Raw genomic sequence first — 21,489 nt, forward strand, 5'->3', positions numbered from 1 at the left:
CATACGGCTAAACAATGAAATCCTTGCATACCGCCCCCGCTTGAGGCTATCCCCTCTTTATCAAAAGAAAAATTTGAAAACCCAGGATACTTCTATGCTCGACAGTTTGCGTAATGCAGCCCGCTCATGGGTCGCCAAGCTTCTTCTCGGTGTCCTGGTCCTCAGTTTCGGGGCCTGGGGTATCGCCGACGTGTTCCGTGCCGATATCGGCGGCAACGCCGTTCTTTCCTCCGGCAGCTCAGAGGTGACGCCAACGCAATTCCGGCTCGCCTATGACCGGCAGATCCAGATGCTCTCGCAGCAATTCGGCCAGCGCCTCACGCGCGACCAGGCGCAGGCGTTCGGCATCACCAATCAGGTTCTTGCGCAGCTCGGCGCCGGTGTCGTGCTTGACGAAGGCGCGCGGCAGATGAAGCTCGGCCTCTCCGAGGACCGGCTGTTGCAGCTGACCGCGCAAGACCCCGCCTTTCAGAATGCGAGCGGCCAATTCGACAAGACGCGCTTCGTGGACGTGCTCCGCCAGGCCGGCATGCGCCCTGAGGATTATCTGAAAGAGCGCGGCGATATCGCCCTGCGCCAGCAGATTGTCGAAGCCGTCGCCGACGGCGTGAAGGCACCCGCCACGCTGCTCAAGGCGATGGCGCTTTATCAGGGCGAAAGCCGTACCATCGATTACATCACCCTGCCGCTTTCGAGCGTCGGCGAAATTCCCAATCCTTCCGATGCCGAGTTGAAGACCTATTTCGACGCCCATCTGGCTGAATATCGCGCGCCGGAATATCGCAAGATCACTTATGTGAAGCTCGCGCCGGAGGATATCGCCAAGCTTTCCTCCGTTACGCCGGAGGAAATCAAGGACTATTACGACAAGAATATCGCCCGCTACACGACACCCGAAAGCCGCGCGATCCAGCAATTGGCTTTCCCTGATGAGGCGGCCGCAAAAGCCGCGCAGGCGAAAATCGCCGCCGGAACGTCATTCGACGACCTGGTCAAGGAACAGGGCAAGACGCTTCAGGATGTGACGCTCGGCACTTACACCAAGGATACCCTGCCCGAAAAGCCCGTGGCCGAAGCAGCATTCGCACTGCCGGAAGGTGGGGTTAGCGGTGTGGTGAACGGCGCGTTCGGTCCGGTCATCCTGCGCGTAACAGCCATTACGCCGCAAAAAGTGACACCGCTTGCGGAAGCCGAGACCGATATCCGCAAGGCACTTGCGGTTTCCGCAGCCACCAAGGAAATTCCCGCTCTTCATGACGGTTTCGAGGATGCGCGTTCCTCAGGCACGTCTATGGCCGACGCGGCCTCCAAACTCAACTTGAAGGCGGTTACTATCGCGGCAGTCGACAAGGACGGCAATGGACCGGACGGAAAAGCCGTGGCCGATATACCGGAACAGGGCCGTCTTCTCCCCGGCGCTTTCCAGACCGACGCGGGCGTTGATAACGACGCGCTGCCCTTGGGGAATAATGGCTATCTCTGGTACCAGGTAGACAGCATCACTCCTGCACGCGACCGCGCGCTTGACGAGGTCAAGGACAAGGTCATCGCGCAGTGGAAGGCCGAGCAGGCGCAAAAGAAACTGGCGGACAAGGTCGGAGAGCTGAAGAAGCGCCTCGATGGCGGCGCGACGATCGATGCGCTCGCCGGCGAGCTTCAGCTGCAGAAGCAGACGAAGCGCGGTATCACCCGCACCGGCAAGGATACCGAGCTTTCGCCTGACGCGGTCTCTCAGGTGTTCAGCGGACCCAATGGCATGGCCGGTATCGCGCCCGCCGCCGATGGATCACAGATCGTCTTCAAGGTCATCGATGCGGTGGAGCCGGCCAGCACGGGACCGGATTCGCTGCCTGAAAACGAGCGCAAGGCCATTGACGCACGTCTTTCCGACGATCTGCTGGACCAGCTCGTGGCGAAGTTCCAGACCGAATTCCCGGTCAAGGTCAACCAGACGGCTGTTGAACGCGCACTGGCTTATTAAGAAGGTTGAGAGGGGTTCATGGCTGACTTGAAGACCCATATCGCCAAGGCCGCGTCCGGCGCTCCCCTCTCACGCGCCGAAGCGGAAGAAGCCTTTGGCATCATGATGTCCGGCGAGGCGACGCCTTCGCAGATCGGCGGCTTCCTGATGGCCTTGCGGGTACGCGGCGAGACGGTGGATGAAATCGCGGGGGCAGTCGCCTCCATGCGTACCAAGATGCTGCCGGTGGAGGCGCCTGACGATGCGGTGGATATCGTCGGCACCGGCGGCGATCAATCCGGCTCCTACAATGTCTCCACTTGCTCGGCTTTCGTGGTGGCAGGCGCGGGTGTGCCTGTGGCCAAGCATGGCAATCGCGCACTTTCCTCGAGATCCGGCGCGGCGGATACACTGGCGGCGCTCGGCGTCAATATCGAGATCAGCCCGGAGCGCATCTCCGAGTGCATCCGCGAGACGGGGCTGGGCTTCATGTTCGCGCCTTCGCATCATTCAGCGATGCGCCATGTCGGCCCGAGCCGGGTGGAGCTGGGTACGCGCACCATCTTCAACCTGCTCGGCCCCCTCTCCAATCCCGCAGGCGTGAAGCGCCAGCTCGTCGGGGTATTCGCCCGCCCATGGGTGGAGCCCCTCGCCCATGTGCTGAAAGAACTAGGCTCGCAATCGGTCTGGGTGGTGCATGGTGACGGCCTCGACGAAATGACCACATCCGGCACGACTCATGTCGCCGCACTGGAAAACGGCGAGATCCGGACATTCGAAGTGACGCCGGAAAGCGTCGGCCTGAGACGCGCCGATCCGAGCGAACTGAAGGGCGGCGACGCCGCCTATAATGCCGAGGCTTTGCGCGGCGTCCTCGAAGGCGTCAAAGGCGCGTTCCGCGATATCACGCTGTTGAACTCAGGCGCGGCGCTCGTCATTGCTGGCAAGGTCGAGACTCTCAATGAAGGCGTTGCGCTTGCTGCCCATGCGGTCGACAGCGGGGCCGCAAATACGGTATTGAACAAGCTCATCGCCGTTTCCAACCGCGAGGTCTAGCGCCATGGGCGACATTCTGAAAAAGATCGAAGCCTACAAGCGCGAGGAAATCGCTGCGGCCAAGGCAGCCGTGCCGCTTGATCAACTTAAAGAGCGGATCAAATACCAGCCGCCGACACGCAGCTTTCTCGACGCCCTGCGGCGCAAGGAAGCCGCGAATGAATTCGCGCTCATTGCGGAAATCAAGAAAGCGAGTCCGTCAAAAGGCCTGATCCGTCCGGATTTCGATCCCCCCGCCCTTGCCATCGCCTATGAGCAAGGCGGAGCCGCGTGTCTTTCCGTGCTGACCGACACTCCCTCCTTCCAGGGCGCGCCGGAGTTCCTGACCGCCGCGCGGGCGGCATGTTCCCTCCCCGCGCTACGCAAGGATTTTCTGTTCGACAGCTATCAGGTCTTCGAGGCCCGCAGCTGGGGCGCGGACTGCATCCTGATCATCATGGCAAGCGTCAGCGACGATCTTGCCCGCGAGCTGGAGGAAACCGCTTCCTCGCTTGGCATGGATGCGCTGATCGAGGTTCATGACGAGGCGGAGATGGAGCGCGCGCTAAAGCTCGCCTCACCCCTCATCGGCATCAACAACCGGAACCTGCGCACCTTCGAGGTCGATCTCGCCGTCTCGGAGCGTCTGGCGGCTATGGCGCCGGATGACCGGCTGCTTGTCGGCGAAAGCGGCATTTTTACGCATGACGATTGCTTGCGGCTGAAGCAATCCGGCATAGGCGCCTTCCTGGTGGGCGAAAGCCTGATGCGGCAGGAGGATGTCGCCGCGGCTACTCATGCACTGCTTTTTGGGTAGAGAGGTTTCATTGGAAACGCTGGCTCCAGATACCCCCCTCTGCCCTGCCGGGCATCTCCCCCTCAAGGGGGGAGATTGGCTGATACAGCCCTTCCCGCTCATTCCGAGACCTATGTGGTTGATACCGAACGCCGATGAAGGCTTAATCTCCCCCCTTGAGGGGGAGATGGCTGGCAAGCCAGAGGGGGGCGCTGTCCCGCCTTCGTTTCCATCAAAAAATGAAAAATTCTAATTCAATGACCGGCAAGCTCACCCATCTCGACAAGACCGGCGCGGCCCATATGGTCGATGTCGGCGGAAAGGCCGAGACCGAGCGTGTCGCGGTGGCGGAAGGCTTTGTGACCATGCGCCGCGAAACCTTGACGCTTATCCTCGAAGGCAATGCAGCCAAGGGCGATGTCATCGCCGCCGCGCGTATCGCCGGCATCATGGCGGCCAAGAAAACGGCAGACCTGATCCCCCTCTGCCATCCGCTGATGCTGACAAAAGTCACCGTCGAGATCGAGGCCGATGAAGCCCTGCCCGGTCTTCGCATCGAGGCGACGGCGAAGCTCAGGGGAAAAACCGGCGTCGAGATGGAGGCGCTGACCGCCGTTTCCGTCGCCTGCCTCACCATCTACGACATGGCAAAAGCCGCCGACAAAGCCATGGTGATCGGCAACATCAGGCTTCTCTCCAAAAGCGGCGGCAAGTCCGGCGACTGGACCGCGCCAATGCCGGGAGCAGCCTGACATGGAAAGAGGCCCCTCATCCGCCTGCCGGCACCTTTTCCCCGCAGGCGGGGAGAAGAACGAAGCGTCAACGCTGATGCCCCCCTCGCCCCGCTTGCGGGAAGAGGGTAAGGGTGAGGGGCAAATTGAGCGAAAGGTAACGTAACATGGCGCTGCTGCCCGTGGAGGAGGCGCTCGCGCGGCTTCTGGCTGGCGCCGCGCCGCTTGGCGAGGAAACCATACCCTTGGCCCAAGCCGGCGGGCGGGTTCTGGCCCGCCCCGTCATCGCACATCAAACCCAGCCGCCATTCGACGCTTCGGCGATGGACGGCTATGCGATCCGCGCCGCCGATGTTCTTTCCGTGCCGGTTGAACTCAAGCTCATTGGTGAATCAGCGGCAGGCAAGCGCTTTTCTGGCGTTGTGGCTAACGGCGAAGCCGTGCGCATTTTTACCGGCGCTCCGGTTCCGCAAGGCGCGGATACCGTTCTCATCCAGGAAAATACCAAGCGACTTGCCGGCGATAGCATCCGCGTCCTGCAAACCGTCGCGCAAGGCCGGAACATCCGTCGGGCAGGTCTGGATTTCGCGGTTGGCGATGTTCTGCTCGAACCGGGCCGCGTTCTCGATCCCGCAGCGCTTTCCCTTGCCGCAGCCGCGAACAATGCCGAGCTTCATGTCGTGCGCCAGCCCAAGGTGGCAATTCTTGCCACCGGCAACGAACTCGTCGCGCCCGGGGAAAACCCTGGTCCCGATCAAATCATCGCCTCGAACACATCAGGCATTGCGGAAATTGTCCGCCTCAATGGCGGCATGTCGCTCGATTCAGGCATTGTCCGGGATCGTATCGAGGATATCGAAACCGCCATCGGCACAGCAATTGAAATGGGTGCGGATATACTGGTCACATCAGGCGGCGTATCGGTCGGCGACCATGATCTCGTCCATGCGGCGCTCACCCGTCGCGGCATGAAACTCGATTTCTGGAAGATCGCGATGCGCCCCGGCAAGCCGCTGATGTCGGGAATACTACCAGGCAAGGTTCGTGTTCTTGGTCTTCCCGGCAACCCCGTGTCGAGCCTGATTTGCGCCCATCTCTTCCTTGCCCCGCTCGTTTGCGCGCTCTCCGGCAGGCATTACCGACCGGATATTCGCGCCGCGCGTCTGGCTATCGACCTGCCCGCCAATGATTCGAGGCGCGATCATATCCGCGCCGAAATCGCCCTTGCTGAAAACGGCGAGCTTGTCGCCACCCCCCTGCCGTTGCAGGATTCCTCCATGCTGAGCGCGCTTGCCCGTGCGAACGGCCTTATCATCCGCGAACCCGATGCGCAGCCCGCGCGCGCGGGCGCCCCCTGCGAAGTGTTCATGCTCCGCTAGAGGATGAACCCGAACAAAAAGGATTCGGACATGCAGCGTATTGTCTATGTGAACGGCGAATGGCTTCCCGAAAGCGAAGCCAAGGTTTCCGTTTTTGACCGTGGCTTCCTCTTTGCCGATGCCGTTTACGAAGTCACAGCCGTCATCGGCGGCAAGCTCATCGATTTTCCCGGTCATGCCGCGCGGCTGAAGCGCTCGCTCGGCGAACTGAAGATTCCCGCCCCGCTCGATGCCGACAGCCTGCTCGACATTCATCGCCAGATCGTCATGCGCAACAAGCTCGATGAAGGCCTGATCTATTTGCAGATCTCGCGCGGTCCCGCCGACCGCGATTTCGAATTTCCGAAAAACCCCGTCCCGACGATTACCCTTTTCACGCAAGCGAAGGCCATTCTCGCCAATCCGAAGGCCGAAACGGGCATTTCCGTCATCACCATGCCGGATTTGCGCTGGGATCGGCGCGATATCAAGACGGTGCAGCTTCTTTATCCCTCCATCGCCAAGACGGAAGCCACGCATAAAGGCGCGGATGATGCCTGGCTTGTCGAGGACGGCTACGTTACCGAGGGAAGCTCATCCAACGCATATATCGTCACGAACGAAGGCAGACTGATAACCCGCAGCCTTTCCACCGCGATCCTGCCCGGCATCACCCGCGCTTCCGTCCTGGATCTGGCGCGTGGCGCTGGCATCCCGGTCGAAGAGCGGGCGTTCACGCCTGAGGAAGCGAGACAAGCCGCGGAAGCGTTCAGCACTTCGGCTACAGGCTTCGTCATGCCGGTAACGCGCATCGACGGCGCTCCGGTCGGCACCGGCAAGCCGGGTGCGATCACAGAACGCCTCCGCGCCGCCTATATAGAGGATAGGCTGGCTAATGCGATTTAGGGATATACGATTGACATATACCTAGTTCGAGTATACGTTCGATATATACATTGCGGAGGCCTCAAAATGTCGCGTACCACCCTTTTCCAGTCGAATCGGACGCAAGCTGTCCGTCTGTCAAAAGACGTGGCGTTTCCCGAGAATGTGAAAGAAGTTGCGATTTTGCGCGATGGCAACCGTCGTGTGATCGTCCCGGCCAACAGCATCTGGGATGATTTTTTTGATGCGCCCGGCATTGACCTAGGGGAGCGCAACCAACCTGCGGCGCAAGTCAGGGAGAGTTTCTGACATGCTGCGCTATATGCTGGATACCAATTTGTGCATCCGGCTTCTGCGAGACCGGCCAAAGGGGCTGCGTGACCGTTTTAATGAAAACGCGGATGGGCTCTGCATCTCGACAATCGTGCTGAGCGAATTGCTTTACGGCGCGGAAAAATCGGCCGATGTAGCGAAGCACCGCTCAAGTGTCGAGAATTTTGCCGGTCGCCTTGCGGTTCTCCCATTTGATGAGGCCGCAGCCGCCCATGCGGCGAATATACGAGCGGTCCTGGAGCGCAAGGGGCGGATGATTGGCGGCTACGATCTGTTGATTGCCGGGCATGCCCGGAGCGCCGGACTTGCCGTCATAACCGGCAATCTGCGGGAGTTCATGCGTGTCGACGGTTTGATTGCCGAAGATTGGCTCCCTGAGACGCCGTATTCTCATTAAAATCGGATAAGAGTCGTGAAATTCCGCTTTAAATGGTGGGCGCGACAGGGATTGAACCTGTGACCCCTCCCGTGTGAAGGGAGTGCTCTCCCGCTGAGCTACGCGCCCGCCCAAGGCCCTATGGGCCGGGAAGTGCGGCGGGATATACGTGGGACAGCCTTGCCAGTCAAGCGGCCTCTCACATATTGCCAACAACAGCGGAGCATGGCGGGAACCCATGTCCGTTGATGTCGTTCTCTCCCAAAGAGAGAGGTTCCGCATGATGAAAACAATCGATGAAAGAAGGGCGAAACAGGGCCGGTGGGGCACAAGGGTGCTGACGATCCTGAGCGTTTCCCTGATGCTCGCCTTCATCGCATGGGCAATAGCCGAATTTTATGGCCAAATGATCCAACCCTAAGCCGAATGATTCCTCTTAAGCCTGATTTTTAGGCAAGTCTTATATCTGCTTTCCGAAGGAGCGGATCGCGCTTGCTTTTTTCCCCAAAAGCGCTTGAATGGTGTCAACAAAATAAAAAATGGGGAACATGGGTGAAGCCATTTGATGAAATGCTGGCAGGGGATGACGGCGTCCGCCCGCCTTACAAAAACCTGCAAAAATGGCTTGATACGCAAAATCCCGACAAGCTGGCGCAGAAGACGGTCGACGCCGAGCATGTCTTTCGCAAGACGGGCATCACCTTTGCCGTCTATGGCGATGAAGCGGCCGCCGAGCGCCTGATCCCGTTCGATATCATCCCGCGCATTATCTCGGGCCAGGAGTGGCGGCGCCTGTCGCAGGGAATCGAGCAGCGCGTCATGGCGCTCAATGCCTTTCTCGACGATATCTACCACCGGCAGGAGATCGTGCGCGCCGGGCGCATCCCCAAGGAGCTGATCGCCCATAACGAGGCCTTCGTTCCGGAAATGGTCGGCTTCCGCCCGCCCGGAAATGTCTACACCCATATCATCGGCGTCGATATCGTGCGTACGGCGGAAAACCAGTTCTACGTGCTGGAAGACAATGCCCGTACGCCATCAGGCGTGTCCTACATGCTGGAAAACAGGGAAACCATGATGCAGCTCTTCCCCGAGCTGTTCCAGCATGTGAAGGTGCGTCCCGTCGAGACTTATCCGCAATTGCTGCGCCAGTCGCTTTCCGCCGTCGCGCCGGCAGTGACCAAGGGTACACCGACCGTCGCGGTGCTGACGCCGGGCATCCACAACTCCGCCTATTTCGAACATGCCTTCCTCGCCGACCAGATGGGCGTGGAACTGGTCGAAGGCAGCGATTTGCGCGTGGTCGATGGCCGGGTGGCGATGCGCACGACGGAGGGGTTCCGCGCGATCGACGTGCTCTACAGGCGGGTCGATGACGCCTATCTCGATCCCCTCACCTTCCGCCCTGATTCGACGCTCGGCGTCGCCGGCATCATGGATGTCTACCGCGCCGGCAACATCACTATCGCCAATGCGCCCGGCACCGGCATCGCCGACGACAAGGCGATCTATTCCTACATGCCCGAGATCATCGAATTCTATACCGGCCGCAAGGCGATCCTCGAAAACGTGCCTACATGGCGGTGCTCTGAAAAGGACAGCCTCGCCTACGTACTTGAACATCTCCAGGAACTGGTGGTGAAGGAGGTGCACGGCTCGGGCGGCTATGGGATGCTCGTCGGCCCCGCCGCATCGAAAGCGGAGCGTGAAACTTTCGCCGAAAAACTTAAAGCACGTCCAAATAACTATATCGCCCAGCCAACGCTGGCGCTCTCCACCACGCCGATCCTCACCGAAAAGGGCCTTGCCCCGCGCCATGTCGATCTGCGCCCATTCGTCCTCGTCTCCGACCGCATCCGCATAACGCCCGGCGGGCTGACCCGCGTTGCACTGCAAGAAGGCTCGCTGGTGGTCAATTCCAGCCAGGGCGGCGGGACGAAGGATACTTGGGTGTTGGAAGATTAGATTAGTGAGCAGTGAGCAGTGAGCAGTGAGCAGTGAGCAGTGAGCAGTGAGCAGTGAGCAGTGAGCAGTGAGCAGTGAGCAGTGAGCAGTGAGCAGATGGAGGAAAAGTTTGCCGTCCCCGTCAAGTCGTATAGAGATTTGCGAGTTTGGAAGGCCGCAATTGAGCTCGCTGTAGATTGTTATTCTGCGACGAAGAATTTTCCTGCCAGCGAAACATATGGAATGACATCACAACTTCGACGTTCTTCAGCATCTATCGCTGCAAACATTGCCGAGGGTTATGGGAGAGAACACAGAAATTCGTTCGTTCAATTTCTTCGGATAGCCAGAGGATCTCTGAGAGAGACAGAGACGCATGTGATCCTATGTGGAAGAGTCGGCCTATTCGTAGATACTGACGTTGTGCGTCTACTTGGCCAATCCGACGAGCTTGGAAAAATGCTGCACGCATTGATCCGCAACCTGCAGCAACAAAACAGGTGATTATCCAATGAGCTACCCAAGGCCTTACTGCTCACTGCTCACTGCCCACGGTTTACTAGCCCGCGAGGCGCTATAATGCTCCTCGGACGCACAGCAAACGGCCTTTACTGGATGCACCGCTATATCGAGCGGGCGGAGAACATGGCGCGTATCGTCGATGCGGGCCTTAGAATGGCGCTGACCAAAACCTCGGACGCCCCGGAGGAATGGTCATCCGTCGTCGTCAGTGCCGGCGCGGCATCCGGCTTCTCGCAGAAGCACAAGGCTTATACCGCCGCCACCGTCTCTGATTTCCTCCTGCGTGATACGGACAACCCGTCGAGCGTCATGTCCTGCATCGAGGCGGCGCGCTCGAATGCGCGAATGGTGCGCACCGCTTTGACGCGTGACACTTGGGAGAGCGTCAACGAAGCCTGGATGGTGCTGAAAAAGGCGCTCGCGCGTCCGGTTCCGGAGAGCGACCTGCCGCCGGTTCTCGATCAGATCAAGCGCGAAGCCGCGCTGATACGCGGCGCGTTCCATGGCACGATGCTCCGCAACGAGATCTTCAATTTCGCCCGGCTAGGCACTTTCATCGAACGCGCCGACAACACCGCCCGCATTCTTGATGTCAAATATTACGTGCTCTTGCCCGCTATCTCCTATGTCGGCACCACGCTCGATAACTATCAGTGGGAATCGATCCTGCGCTCGGTTTCCGCCCACCGCTCGTATCGCTGGGTCTATGACGGGGATTACAAGCCCGCGCATATCGCCGATTATCTCATTCTCAATGGGCGTATGCCGCGTTCGCTGCATTTCTGCTACCGCAACATCGCCGACAATCTGGGCTTTCTCTCCGCGGACTATAGCGCCCGCCACGCAGCCCACGAGACGGCGGAAAGAACGCACGCGACCTTGCACAACAACGATATCAGCCGCATTTTCGAGACCGGGCTGCACGAATTCCTGTCCGATTTCATCATCAAGAACAACCGCCTCGGCTCGCAAGTCGCCGAGGCGTATAACTTCGATTGAGCCCCAGATGCTGCTGACGATCCGCCACGTTTCCCATTATCAATATGATTTTCCCGTGCCCTATGCCGTGCAGCGGCTGCGGCTGCGCCCACAGACGACGACCGGGCAGAAGGTGGCCCACTGGCAGCTGACGGTGGATGGCGCGGAGCCGGAGGTTTCCTATACGGATGGCTACGGCAACAAGGTCGATCTCGTTCGCCACGACCGCAACGCCAATGAAATCACCATCACCGCCACCGGCCAGATCGAGACGGAGGACCGGGCGGGGGTGATGGGTGAGACAGGCGGCTATGCGCCGCTTTGGCTGTTCATGCGCAAGACGCTGCTCACCCAGCCCGGGGAAGCGCTGCGGGGCATGGCCGCTGATATTCCCGCCGGGGGCGACAGGCTTGCCGTCCTGCACGCGCTGATGAACACCATCCACGCCCAAGTCGCCTATGTTCCCGGCGCGACGGATGTTGAAACCGATGCTGAAAGCGCGCTGAGAAACGGCAAGGGCGTCTGCCAGGATCACGCCCACATCTTCATTTCCGCCGCCCGCCTTCTCGATATTCCGGCGCGCTATGTCTCTGGCTATCTGATGATGGACGGCGTGATCGACCAGACGGCGAGCCATGCATGGGCGGAAGCCCATGTCGCCGGCCTCGGTTGGATCGGGTTCGATGCCGCCAACGACATCTGCCCCAATGAGCGTTATGTGCGCATCGCCTGCGGTCTCGATTATCGTGACGCGGCGCCGATTTCAGGCATGCGTTTCGGCAGCGCCGCCGAGAGGCTTGCGGTCGAAATCAATGTAGAGCAGTAATATCCGAAAAAAGGATTCGGAACCGCTGATATGACGTATTGCGTTGGCCTCAAAATGGATCGTGGCTTGGTCTTCATGTCCGATACGCGGACCAATGCCGGCCTCGATAACATCTCGACTTTCTCCAAGATGCACACATGGTCGAAGACCGGCGACCGCGTCATTGTGCTGCTGTCGGCGGGCAATCTCGCCACGACGCAGGGCGTGGTGAGCCTCATCGAGGAGCGCGCGAAAGCGCCAGATGAACGCCAGCCGTCGGTTTTCGCAACGCCATCGATGTTCCAGACGGCGAAGCTCATCGGCGACACCGTCAAGGAAGTCATCCGCGAGGCGGCGCCGACCGGCCAGAACGCCGATTCCTTCGCCGCGTCCTTCATCCTCGGCGGCCAGATCAAGGGCGGCGAACCCCGCCTCTTCTATATCTATCCGGAAGGAAATTTCATCGAGTGCTCCGCGGATACGCCCTTCTTCCAGATCGGCGAGCACAAATACGGCAAGCCCATCCTGGTGCGCGCCTATGATCCGGCGATGACTTTCGAGGACGCGGTGAAGCTTCTCTACGTGTCCTTCGATTCTACGCTGAAATCCAATCTCTCGGTGGGAATGCCGCTCGACCTGCAGCTCTACGAGGCCGATTCGCTGAAGCTGGGCACCCACAAGCGCGTCGAACGCACCGACCCCTACTATTCAACGATTTCCGACGGTTGGTCGGAGGCGCTCAAACGCGCCTTCCAGAGCCTGCCGGCGTTTGAGGCGTGAGGCGGTTAGATCCCTCCGGCCGATGCTCGATGGGTGGCTAGAGAGATTCCTCTTTTGATGGAATCGCTTGGTGTCCTTTTGCGCCGTTGTCATGAATGGATAGGTTGAGGCATGGATTCCTGTGACAAGCACAGGAATGACGGAAGAGAGGGTTTTTCGCCTGAAATTTCATCGTCTTGCAGGCAGAAATGTTTAGGCTTGTGTCAAAAGCCATGTTGCCGTCATTCCTGTGCCTGTCACAGGAATCCATGCCTCAACGGTGAAACAGTCCGCACCGGGTAGGCTATATATACAACCCTGGCTTGACATTTTTATAATATAACCCTAGAATTGCGCTACTCTAAACCGCTCCGGTTAGAGGGAATTGCTAAGATCAATCTAACTATTTGATATTAAAGCAAGTGAAATGCTTAAGAAAGATTTAAGGAAAGAGCTATGACGCACGGAACAATTGCATCTGAACCCAGCTACCTTCTCGATGGAAATCTTATATCCGGGATTGGTTATAGCCCGATGACGAAACGGCTCTTCGCCTGTTGTCCCGGTCCCAAGAACCGTATCGCCGTACTCAAGGTGAATTATAACGATGGGAAGACCGTTTATCAAGAGAATCCCGATGTCGAAAACGTCGATACTACGGTATATTCCATCATCTGCAGCCCTTCGACGCTCGCAGCTTATGCGATCATGCTTGATGGCTCGACATTATTCGTCGACGTAGAGAAGGACGAAGCTCGCCCCGCACCTCGTGTTCCACAACTTCAAACAACTATTAAACAGCCAAATATGGCTTTCACCCCTGATGGAAAGACAGCTATTTTTCCCGGCAGCAACTGTGTTTACGTGATCGATCAAACATCGGACGCACCGGCTGTTCCGATACCCACGACTATAGATCCAACGTGGGTGGCAGTGGCAAAGGATGTATCTTTGGCTTATGCCGGTAGCAGGTTCAGTGCTTCAATCATATATATCGATCTTGCAACGATGACACCAAAAGGCACTATCGGCTTGTCTGGCCCTATTACGACTTTTGATATCTCTGATGATGGCAGTAAAATATTCGCGGTCTCGAACAATCAAATAATCGTCATCGACACCGCGACTAATATACAATCGGCTTCAATCCCCTATCCTTTGGCTCCCGACGAATTTTTTGGACAAATTTCATGCAGTAAAGCCGGCCCTCGTGCCTGCGTGCCTATCAACAGCCCAAATTCTCCCCGAGTCATCATCATAGATACGATGTCAAACAAGATAGCTGGACAGTTCGTCACGCGGAAGGTCGTCAACTGTTCCGCCTACGATGAATATAGCAACGCTTATATCGCCATGAGAGACGGAGTGCTGGTCATCCCTGCAGCGGTTTCTCCCTGATCGATTCTCCCGGCGGCATGGGCCTATTTTGAGCGCATGCCGCCTGAATATGAATCAACTATTCGCCAGCCTTGCCGCCCGCGTCTTCTCCATCGCCTTCGCCAGTTGGCCATCCCGCTCATAGACATCGTCATAAAAGCGAATCTTTCCGGTCTCAGCGTCCGGCCAGGCGGTGAAATAGGCAATGTAGACCGGGATCTGCTCCGGCACCTTCACGGCGCGCTCGTTCTTGCCGAAATATTTGCTGAGGCTCTCCACCGGCACGCCCAGCACCGCTGCGGCCATGTCGCGCGGGCGCTCCAGACGGATGCAGCCGTGGCTCAACGCCCGCATATCCTTCTTGAAATAGGACTTTGCCGGTGTGTCGTGCATGTAGATATCATGCTCGTTGGGGAAGAGGATCTTTAGTTCGCCCAGCGCATTGTCGAGGCTTGGGGTCTGGCGAATGCCGACGTCACCCTTGCCCGCGGCAATCCGCGACCAATTGACGGAACTGGACGGAACGCGCTTGCCCCCCTGGTAGACCTCATAGCCGCTGCGTTCGAGATGGCCCGGATCACGCAGGATTTTCGGCATCATCTCATTGAGGATGATCGAACGCGGCACGCCCCACGATGGATTGAACACCACCGTCTGGACTTTATTGTAGAAGAAAAAGGTCTGGTGGCGCGGCGAGCCGACCACGACATTCATCGCGACCTTTTCCTGCGCTCCTTCAAAATATTGCGCCCGGTAGGCCGGCTGATTGACGAAGACATAGCGATTACCGAATTCATGCGGCAGCCAGCGCAGACGCTCCATCGCATAGAGAATGCGGTCGCGTTTCAGCGCGGTGGATTCGCCCTGCAGCGTTGCGATCGTGCTGCGTCCGATGACACCATCCGGATTGCTGCCGGCCTGTTTCTGGTAGTCCTTGATCGCCGCGACCAGCGCCGGATCGTAAACGCTCGCACCCACATGTTCGGCGAGAACCGCCTCGTGCTTTGCCAGATAATCGGCAGGCGCCTTCTTCTGAATCAACGCCACGACATTGGCAATTTCGGCATTCTCGTCGCCGGGGCGGATCAGCGTGCCGGGCGCGATGCGCACCTGTACGTCATTTGCCATGCCATCCAGATCGGCAAGGCTCTTCTTCAGGTCCGCATACCATTTGCTCTGAGGGTGGAACGATGCGAGATAGGCAGCCGGATCGTCGGAAATGGCCAGCTTCTCCAGTACGTCACGCGCCTTCACCCGGCCGCGCGGAAGATCATGCATCTCGCTCAAGCGGTCGGCGGTAATGCGTCCTTCGCCTGCGTCAATCGCGTAGCGCAATGCCCGCGCCGTCATCAATATATCGAAATCGGCAAGTTTTTTCAGGCGGTCCTGTTTATCCGCCTCGTCGAAACTTTCAGCCGGAATCAGGACGGCATATTCTTCCGGGTCCAGTCCGTCCTCGCCCGCGCGAGCGAACAGCGCCGCCGCTGCCTTTGCCTTCGGCGAGACTGCGAGGTCCGCCGACCAGAGGAACTTCTGGTGCGCCGAATAGAACTCGACAATGGCGTCGGCAATTCCCTTTTCCGTGCGCACGTCGATTTTTTTCAGATGCTCGGCAAGCGCCGCGAAGCTTGTCGCTTCCGGCTTGGGCGGCAAAGGGGACATGCCCGATGTGATCGCGCTGTTCAGCGGCTCTGCCACATCTCGCGTGGCGGCCGTCAACTGCATGTCGATTTTGGAGAAATCAACCCGCACCAGCGCATCCGGCTTGTAATCATAGACCTGCGGCCCCTTCACGGTCACCCGCTTGATCGGGATATCCACCGCGCGAGGATCGTTCTCGACCTTAGGCACCGGCGCGGGCGCGCGCTCCATGGCAACGGGCGGCGGTGCAATCTCTGCCGTTGGCTGACTCTGTGCCTGGCTGCGCTGCCGGAATAGTTCCATAAGCGTGCTGGCGGCATGTGCGTCGGTTGCAGTCAGCGCCGTCGAAAGGCTAAGCGCGGCGCTCGCCGCCGCTACGGCCAGAGCTTTGCTTCTGGAAGGAAAATGCATGATGTCCGCCCACTAGTTTTATTGTTACGGCCAAGGAGGGCCGCGTATGCGAATCCGAGGGAAACATCACATTTGCGGAATCTCGTATAGATTCTTTTAACGACGAAAAATTCTTCTGCCCTGAGACGGGCCGACCATTCACATTCGCTTGAGGCGTGACTTTTCCGCATCGCGCGCGATCTGCCGCAGTGGATTTTGCCACCCCTCGCGATAAAAGCGGCTCAACAAACCATATGCAAAAACGGGACAACAAATGGCAGACGCGATCTTCCCTCTGGGTCAGGACGAAACGCCCTACCGCAAGCTCTCCTCCGATCATGTTTCGGTCGACAGCTTCAAGGGACAGGAAATCCTCAGCGTCGATGTGGAAGGCCTTCGACTGCTCGCCGAAGCCGCCTTTGCCGATATCAACCATCTCTTGCGTCCCGGCCATCTGCAGCAGCTTGCGAACATTCTCGAAGACCCAGAGGCGACGGATAACGACCGCTTCGTCGCCTATGATCTCCTGAAGAACGCCAACATCGCCGCCGGCGGCATCCTGCCGATGTGCCAAGACACAGGCACGGCGATCATCATGGGGAAGAAGGGCCGCCGCGTGTGGACAGAGGGCGGCGACGCCGAGGCGCTGGGCGCCGGTGTGCTCGACGCCTATGAGAAGAAGAATCTGCGTTATTCGCAACTCGCGCCGCTTTCGATGTTCGAGGAAAAGAACACGAAGAACAATCTGCCGGCGCAGATCGATATCTATGAGGAAGGCGAGGACGCCTATACGTTCCTGTTCGTCGCCAAGGGCGGCGGCTCGGCCAACAAGACGTTCCTCTATCAGGGTACACCATCGCTCCTGAGCCATGACCGGATGCTGGATTTTCTCAAGGAAAAGATCCTGACGCTGGGCACCTCCGCCTGCCCGCCTTACCACCTCGCCGTGGTGATCGGCGGCACGTCGGCGGAGATGAACTTGAAGACCGTCAAGCTCGCCTCGACGCGCTACCTCGATAGTCTCCCCACCAAGGGCTCGGAAAACGGCCACGCCTTCCGCGATCTGGAGATGGAAGCCGAAATCCACAAGCTGACGCAGTCGCTGGGTGTCGGCGCGCAATTCGGCGGCAAATATTTCTGCCACGACGTGCGCGTCATCCGCCTGCCCCGCCACGGCGCATCGCTGCCGATCGGCCTCGGCGTTTCCTGCTCCGCCGACCGCCAGGCGAAGGGCAAGATCACCCGGGACGGCATCTTCCTGGAACAGCTCGAAACCAACCCGGCGAAATACATGCCCGACATCGATGAGGAAAAGCTCTCCTCGCATGTGGTGCGGATCGATCTCAACCAACCGATGAAGGACATCCTGAGCGAGCTCTCAAAACACCCTGTAAAGACGCGCCTTTCGCTCTCAGGCTCAATCATAGTCGCCCGTGATCTGGCCCATTCGAAAATCCGCGACCGGCTGGAAAAGGGCGAGCCGATGCCGGATTATTTCAAGAACCACCCGATCTATTACGCCGGCCCGGCCAAGACACCCGCCGGCTACGCCTCCGGCTCCTTCGGCCCGACCACGGCTGGCCGCATGGATTCCTATGTCGACCAGTTCCAGTCCTTCGGCGGCTCGATGGTGATGCTCGCCAAGGGCAACCGCTCGCGCCAGGTGCGCGAGGCTTGCGGACGCCATGGCGGCTTCTATCTAGGCTCCATCGGTGGCCCCGCCGCACGTCTGGCGCAGGACTGCATCAAGAAGGTGGAGATCGTTGAATATCCGGAACTCGGCATGGAGGCGATCTGGCGAATCGAGGTTGAGAATTTCCCGGCCTTCGTCGTGATTGACGATAAGGGGAATGATTTCTTCAAGGAGCTGAATTTGGGGTGATGCGGCCCTCAGGCCGCCTCCACCATCGCGCCCTGCCCCGTCACAAACTGCGCCACTCGCGCGGCTATCTCGGGGCTCGCGATGATCCGCCGATGACCAAGCCCGTCCGCCCAATGCAGCGTTATATGCGGCCCCGCCGCGGCCTTGGCCTCGGCGGATTTCGCCGAAACCTCCTTGTCGTCGCGCGCATGAATCGCCAGCGCGGGAATACCCATTTGGCGCAAATGCTGGGGCGTATCGAAGGCGGCGAGCGGGCGGCAGGCGAGCCGGAGCACTTCGTCATCCATCGCGTTGCGCACTTGAGGCGGAAGCCCGACTGCCTTGCCGAAATCGTCGAAAACTTCGATCATCGAATGCGGCGAAGCGATGGTGATGAGCTTTTGCGGCCTGTGCGCCGGATAGCACGGAACCGCGCCCGCAGCCGCATTGACCACGACCGCGCCGCCGAAGGAATGGCCGATCATGGCGTTGAACGGCCCATATTCCCGCCACGCCGCGTCCACCGCCGCTATCGCCTGCACCATGTTGAGGGCCCTGCCCGGCGAAGCGCCATGTCCGGGCAAGTCGATGGCAACGACGCGCTCGCAGGTATCCAGCAGCGCATCGACGATGGCGAGCATGTCCGCCGCGCGTGAACCCCAGCCATGCACGACGAGCGAGGTGCCGCCGGACGGCTTGTCAGGCTCGAAAAGGTAGGACGTGAACATGCCGCGGTCGATTGTCAGGTCGAGACGCCGCGCCTTCCGCATCCTCGCTTCGGCGCGCGCAAGCTTTTCCGCATAGGATTTTGTTTTCGGCTTGCGGCCGGGTGTGCGGCAAAAAAGATTGAACGCGGCGCGCCCTGCCCGCTTCGGCGCGATGCGCCCATAAACCTCGAAACCAAGACGGGTGACCTGCAAGACGAAGGGTGCCATAATTGGAGATTCCTGCCGGTAAGTTGTTCAGTGCTGAACAATATTGTACAAGATTGAACAGAATGCAAGACGCTCCAAAAACGTTTCCCTGGGACAATCCCCGTTTCAAAAACTGGGTGGCGATGATGCGTGCGGAAAAGGCGGTGGCGCGCGAACTCACGCGCGCTTTAGCGCCTTTCGAGCTGAAGCCTGCCCAGTTCGATGCGATGATCAATCTCTACCGCCATCCCGGCCAGTCGCAGCACGATCTGGCGCGCCGGCTTCTGGTTGGCCGGTCCAATGTCACCATGCTTCTGCCGCAGATGGAGGCGCAAGGCCTCATGCGCCGGGAGGGCGATCCCAAGGACAAGCGCATCATGCGCCTCTATCTGACGGATGAGGGCGAGAAACGGTTGATGCGGGCGCTGGAGGTTTATGCGGCGCTGATCGACCGGGTGATGGATCAATCCAGCCCAGAGGAATGCGACATGATGGGCGACATGATGCGCCGCATCACGGAAATGCTGAAGGAATAACCAGACCTACCACATGGTCGCCTTGGCCCGCTCCAGCCACGCCGCGTCATAAGCGTCGCCGTCGATAGCGGTCCCGCTGGTGCGGGCCAGCATCTGTCCCGGCGTTGGCAGGCGCTTCGGGTCGACTTGCTTTTCCGCATTCCACAATTCCGAGCGATGAATGGCACGCGCGCACTGGAAATAAATCGCTTCGATATCGATGATCATCACCGACCGCGCCGCCTTGTTTTGCACGGCGAAGGAGGCGCAAAGATCGGGATCTACCGAGATCGTAGCGCGACCGTTGACGCGCAAAGTTGTCCCCGAACCGGGCACGAGAAAGAGCAGCCCGACCCTGCCGTCACGGATGATGTTTTTCAGCGAATCGGCGCGGTTGTTGCCGTGCCGGTCCGGCATCATCAAGGTGCGCTCGTCATGGATGCGGATGAAGCCCTGGAGATAGCCACGCGGCGAGCAGTCGAGCCCTTCAGGCCCTGACGTCGCCAGCACGACGAAGGGCGAAGCCATGATGAAGGCCGCATATTCCGGAATGAGACGGTCGACTTCCTTGACGACCGACGCCTCGCCCGGCTTGCCATACAGCGCTTCGAGTTCCTCCACCGTCCTGATGATCGTCATTTCGTCCCTCTTACCGTTCGCGGCGCAGCCCCTTCTCGGCCAACTCATCCAGATAGCCCCGCCAGCGGCTTTCCTTTTCGAGACCGAGCTGGTGCAGGTAAGTCCAGCTGAAAAGCCCCGTATCGTGCATATCGTCAAAGGTGATGCGCACGGCATAATTGCCGATAGGCTCGACCTTGAGAATGGTCACGTCGATCTTGCCGGGAACGGTCACGCGCTGTTCCGGCGAGTGGCCCTGCACCTCCGCCGACGGCGAGAGGACGCGCAGCATCTCGGCGGGGAGCGCATAGGCCTCGCCATTGTCGAAGCTGATCGTCAGGACTTTCCGATCCGGCGAAACGCGCAATTCCTTGGGCCAGACATCCGCCATGGCGCCCCTCCATCATCGTTGAAGCCTTCACCCTCGTCCTTCGAGGCTCGCTTCGCTCACACCTCAGGATGAGGGTGAAGGCGCGGCGCTCCAATAGCCCTCATCCTGAGGTGCGCAATGAAGCGAAGCGGAATGACGCCTCGAAGGACGAGGGCGCTTGGCAAAAAGCTCTAAGCCCGTGTTAGGCCGATTGCGTCCGTGCGACAAGCGTCTTATCTGTGTTGCGGAGGAGCTGATCTTGAACGAGATGATATCGATCCATCCGGCAAACCCGCGCGAACCGGCGATGATCGACCCCTTCGGACGGGCGATCACTTACTTGCGCGTGTCGGTGACGGACCGCTGCGATTTCCGCTGCACTTATTGCATGGCGGAGAACATGACTTTCCTGCCGAAGAAGGACCTGCTTTCGCTCGAAGAACTCGACCGGCTCTGCACCGTCTTCATCGAAAAGGGCGTGCGCAAGTTGCGGCTGACCGGCGGCGAGCCGCTGGTGCGCAAGAACATCATGCATCTCATCCGCGCGCTTTCCCCGCATATTTTTTCGGGTGCGCTGGAAGAACTGACGCTCACCACCAACGGCTCGCAGCTCGCGCGCCATGCGGGCGAACTCGCGGAATGCGGCGTGAAGCGCATCAATGTCTCGCTCGATACGCTCGATGCCGATAAATTCCGCGACATCACCCGCTGGGGCGAAATCGGGCGTGTGCTTGACGGCATCGATGCGGCGCAGACCGCCGGAATCAAGGTCAAGATCAACGCGGTTGCACTCAAGGGTTTCAACGAGCACGAAATCCCCGAAATGATCCGCTGGGCGCATGGCCGGGGCATGGACATGACGCTGATCGAAACCATGCCGATGGGTGAGATCGATCTCGACCGTACCGACCAGTACCTGCCGCTCTCCATGCTGCGTGCCTCGCTGGCGCGGGAATTCACCATGGCCGAAATTCCCTACAAGACCGGCGGTCCCGCCCGCTATGTCGAGGTGGACGAAACCGGCGGCAGGCTCGGCTTCATCACGCCGATGACCCATAATTTCTGCGAAAGCTGTAATCGCGTGCGCATCACCTGCACCGGCACGCTCTTCATGTGTCTCGGGCAGGAGGATGCGGCGGATTTACGCGCCCCGCTTCGCGCATCCGAGGGCAACGTGCTTCTCTCCCGCGCCATAGACGAAGCCATCGGGCGCAAGCCCAAGGGGCACGACTTCATCATCGACCGCCGCCACAACCGCCCCGCCGTGTCGCGGCACATGAGCGTTACAGGGGGATAGCAAAGGCAATATGGCAGTAGGGCA

21 protein-coding genes and 1 tRNA gene are annotated in these 21,489 nt (G+C 59.3%); 17 read left to right on the plus strand and 5 right to left on the minus strand.

From position 1 onward, the window contains the following. Positions 1 to 94: 94 nt before the first annotated feature. The 8 genes from C7477_RS08985 (at position 95) to vapC (ending at position 7,495) form a co-directional block, all read left to right on the plus strand. Positions 95 to 1,981: a peptidyl-prolyl cis-trans isomerase gene (locus C7477_RS08985; RefSeq protein WP_110751246.1), complete on the plus strand. Its 1,887-nt coding sequence runs from the start codon at positions 95 to 97 to the stop codon at positions 1,979 to 1,981. A gap of 18 nt (positions 1,982 to 1,999) precedes the next feature. Continuing rightward, positions 2,000 to 3,016, plus strand: a complete 1,017-nt coding sequence (trpD, locus tag C7477_RS08990) for an anthranilate phosphoribosyltransferase (protein ID WP_110751248.1) — start codon at positions 2,000 to 2,002, stop codon at positions 3,014 to 3,016. Positions 3,017 to 3,020: 4 nt separating this feature from the next. After that, positions 3,021 to 3,812, plus strand: a complete 792-nt coding sequence (gene trpC / locus C7477_RS08995; protein ID WP_110751250.1) for an indole-3-glycerol phosphate synthase TrpC — start codon at positions 3,021 to 3,023, stop codon at positions 3,810 to 3,812. A 236-nt stretch (positions 3,813 to 4,048) separates the two neighbouring features. Continuing rightward, positions 4,049 to 4,543, plus strand: a complete 495-nt coding sequence (gene moaC / locus C7477_RS09005; RefSeq protein WP_110751254.1) for a cyclic pyranopterin monophosphate synthase MoaC — start codon at positions 4,049 to 4,051, stop codon at positions 4,541 to 4,543. A gap of 146 nt (positions 4,544 to 4,689) precedes the next feature. Further along, positions 4,690 to 5,901: a molybdopterin molybdotransferase MoeA gene (locus C7477_RS09010; protein ID WP_110751256.1), complete on the plus strand. Its 1,212-nt coding sequence runs from the start codon at positions 4,690 to 4,692 to the stop codon at positions 5,899 to 5,901. Between the two features lie 30 nt (positions 5,902 to 5,931). Next, positions 5,932 to 6,786 (plus strand): D-amino-acid transaminase, encoded by an 855-nt coding sequence (locus tag C7477_RS09015; protein WP_110751336.1) that lies wholly within the window; start codon positions 5,932 to 5,934, stop codon positions 6,784 to 6,786. A gap of 66 nt (positions 6,787 to 6,852) precedes the next feature. After that, entirely contained in the window at positions 6,853 to 7,074 is a 222-nt protein-coding gene (gene vapB / locus C7477_RS09020; protein WP_110751258.1) for a type II toxin-antitoxin system VapB family antitoxin, read from the plus strand. 1 nt (position 7,075) lies between these two features. After that, positions 7,076 to 7,495 carry a type II toxin-antitoxin system tRNA(fMet)-specific endonuclease VapC gene (vapC, locus tag C7477_RS09025; RefSeq protein ID WP_110751260.1) on the plus strand — a complete coding sequence of 140 codons (420 nt, stop codon included), beginning with the start codon at positions 7,076 to 7,078 and terminating at the stop codon, positions 7,493 to 7,495. A 33-nt stretch (positions 7,496 to 7,528) separates the two neighbouring features. On the opposite strand, the gene C7477_RS09030 is transcribed toward vapC, so the two are convergent. Then, positions 7,529 to 7,603, minus strand: a tRNA-Val gene (locus tag C7477_RS09030). Between the two features lie 423 nt (positions 7,604 to 8,026). On the opposite strand from C7477_RS09030, the gene C7477_RS09040 reads away from it, so the two are divergent. From C7477_RS09040 to C7477_RS09065, 6 genes are all read left to right on the plus strand, one after another. Continuing rightward, positions 8,027 to 9,439 carry a circularly permuted type 2 ATP-grasp protein gene (locus tag C7477_RS09040; RefSeq protein WP_110751264.1) on the plus strand — a complete coding sequence of 471 codons (1,413 nt, stop codon included), beginning with the start codon at positions 8,027 to 8,029 and terminating at the stop codon, positions 9,437 to 9,439. A gap of 96 nt (positions 9,440 to 9,535) precedes the next feature. Further along, positions 9,536 to 9,922, plus strand: a complete 387-nt coding sequence (locus C7477_RS09045) for a four helix bundle protein (RefSeq protein ID WP_110751266.1) — start codon at positions 9,536 to 9,538, stop codon at positions 9,920 to 9,922. A 75-nt stretch (positions 9,923 to 9,997) separates the two neighbouring features. Then, a complete protein-coding gene (locus C7477_RS09050; RefSeq protein WP_110751268.1) occupies positions 9,998 to 10,939 on the plus strand; it encodes an alpha-E domain-containing protein in 942 nt (313 codons plus the stop codon). Positions 10,940 to 10,946: 7 nt separating this feature from the next. After that, positions 10,947 to 11,744, plus strand: a complete 798-nt coding sequence (locus tag C7477_RS09055; RefSeq protein ID WP_110751270.1) for a transglutaminase family protein — start codon at positions 10,947 to 10,949, stop codon at positions 11,742 to 11,744. A 30-nt stretch (positions 11,745 to 11,774) separates the two neighbouring features. After that, positions 11,775 to 12,503, plus strand: coding sequence for a proteasome-type protease (locus C7477_RS09060; RefSeq protein ID WP_110751272.1), 729 nt, complete (start codon positions 11,775 to 11,777; stop codon positions 12,501 to 12,503). A gap of 435 nt (positions 12,504 to 12,938) precedes the next feature. Next, positions 12,939 to 13,880, plus strand: a complete 942-nt coding sequence (locus tag C7477_RS09065) for a YncE family protein (RefSeq protein ID WP_110751274.1) — start codon at positions 12,939 to 12,941, stop codon at positions 13,878 to 13,880. Between the two features lie 54 nt (positions 13,881 to 13,934). Here C7477_RS09065 and C7477_RS09070 read toward each other — a convergent pair whose 3' ends face one another. Then, positions 13,935 to 15,911, minus strand: coding sequence for a L,D-transpeptidase family protein (locus C7477_RS09070; protein ID WP_110751276.1), 1,977 nt, complete (start codon positions 15,909 to 15,911; stop codon positions 13,935 to 13,937). Positions 15,912 to 16,164: 253 nt separating this feature from the next. Between C7477_RS09070 and C7477_RS09075 the strand changes: the two genes are divergently transcribed. After that, positions 16,165 to 17,772: a fumarate hydratase gene (locus C7477_RS09075; RefSeq protein WP_110751278.1), complete on the plus strand. Its 1,608-nt coding sequence runs from the start codon at positions 16,165 to 16,167 to the stop codon at positions 17,770 to 17,772. 8 nt (positions 17,773 to 17,780) lie between these two features. On the opposite strand, the gene C7477_RS09080 is transcribed toward C7477_RS09075, so the two are convergent. Beyond that, positions 17,781 to 18,686: an alpha/beta fold hydrolase gene (locus C7477_RS09080; protein WP_110751280.1), complete on the minus strand. Its 906-nt coding sequence runs from the start codon at positions 18,684 to 18,686 to the stop codon at positions 17,781 to 17,783. Between the two features lie 62 nt (positions 18,687 to 18,748). Between C7477_RS09080 and C7477_RS09085 the strand changes: the two genes are divergently transcribed. Continuing rightward, the gene (locus tag C7477_RS09085) at positions 18,749 to 19,201 is read left to right on the plus strand and encodes a MarR family winged helix-turn-helix transcriptional regulator (protein WP_110751282.1); all 453 of its coding nucleotides are present in this window, start codon (positions 18,749 to 18,751) and stop codon (positions 19,199 to 19,201) included. 6 nt (positions 19,202 to 19,207) lie between these two features. Here C7477_RS09085 and C7477_RS09090 read toward each other — a convergent pair whose 3' ends face one another. Further along, positions 19,208 to 19,819 (minus strand): pyridoxamine 5'-phosphate oxidase family protein, encoded by a 612-nt coding sequence (locus C7477_RS09090; RefSeq protein WP_110751284.1) that lies wholly within the window; start codon positions 19,817 to 19,819, stop codon positions 19,208 to 19,210. Between the two features lie 10 nt (positions 19,820 to 19,829). Then, positions 19,830 to 20,189, minus strand: coding sequence for a gamma-butyrobetaine hydroxylase family protein (locus C7477_RS09095; RefSeq protein ID WP_110751286.1), 360 nt, complete (start codon positions 20,187 to 20,189; stop codon positions 19,830 to 19,832). Between the two features lie 247 nt (positions 20,190 to 20,436). Between C7477_RS09095 and moaA the strand changes: the two genes are divergently transcribed. Continuing rightward, entirely contained in the window at positions 20,437 to 21,465 is a 1,029-nt protein-coding gene (gene moaA / locus C7477_RS09100) for a GTP 3',8-cyclase MoaA (RefSeq protein ID WP_110751338.1), read from the plus strand. Positions 21,466 to 21,489 lie beyond the last annotated feature (24 nt).

The sequence above is a fragment of the Paramesorhizobium leguminum genome, from assembly GCF_003217235.1.
GTDB classification, from domain to species: domain Bacteria; phylum Pseudomonadota; class Alphaproteobacteria; order Rhizobiales; family Rhizobiaceae; genus Paramesorhizobium; species Paramesorhizobium leguminum.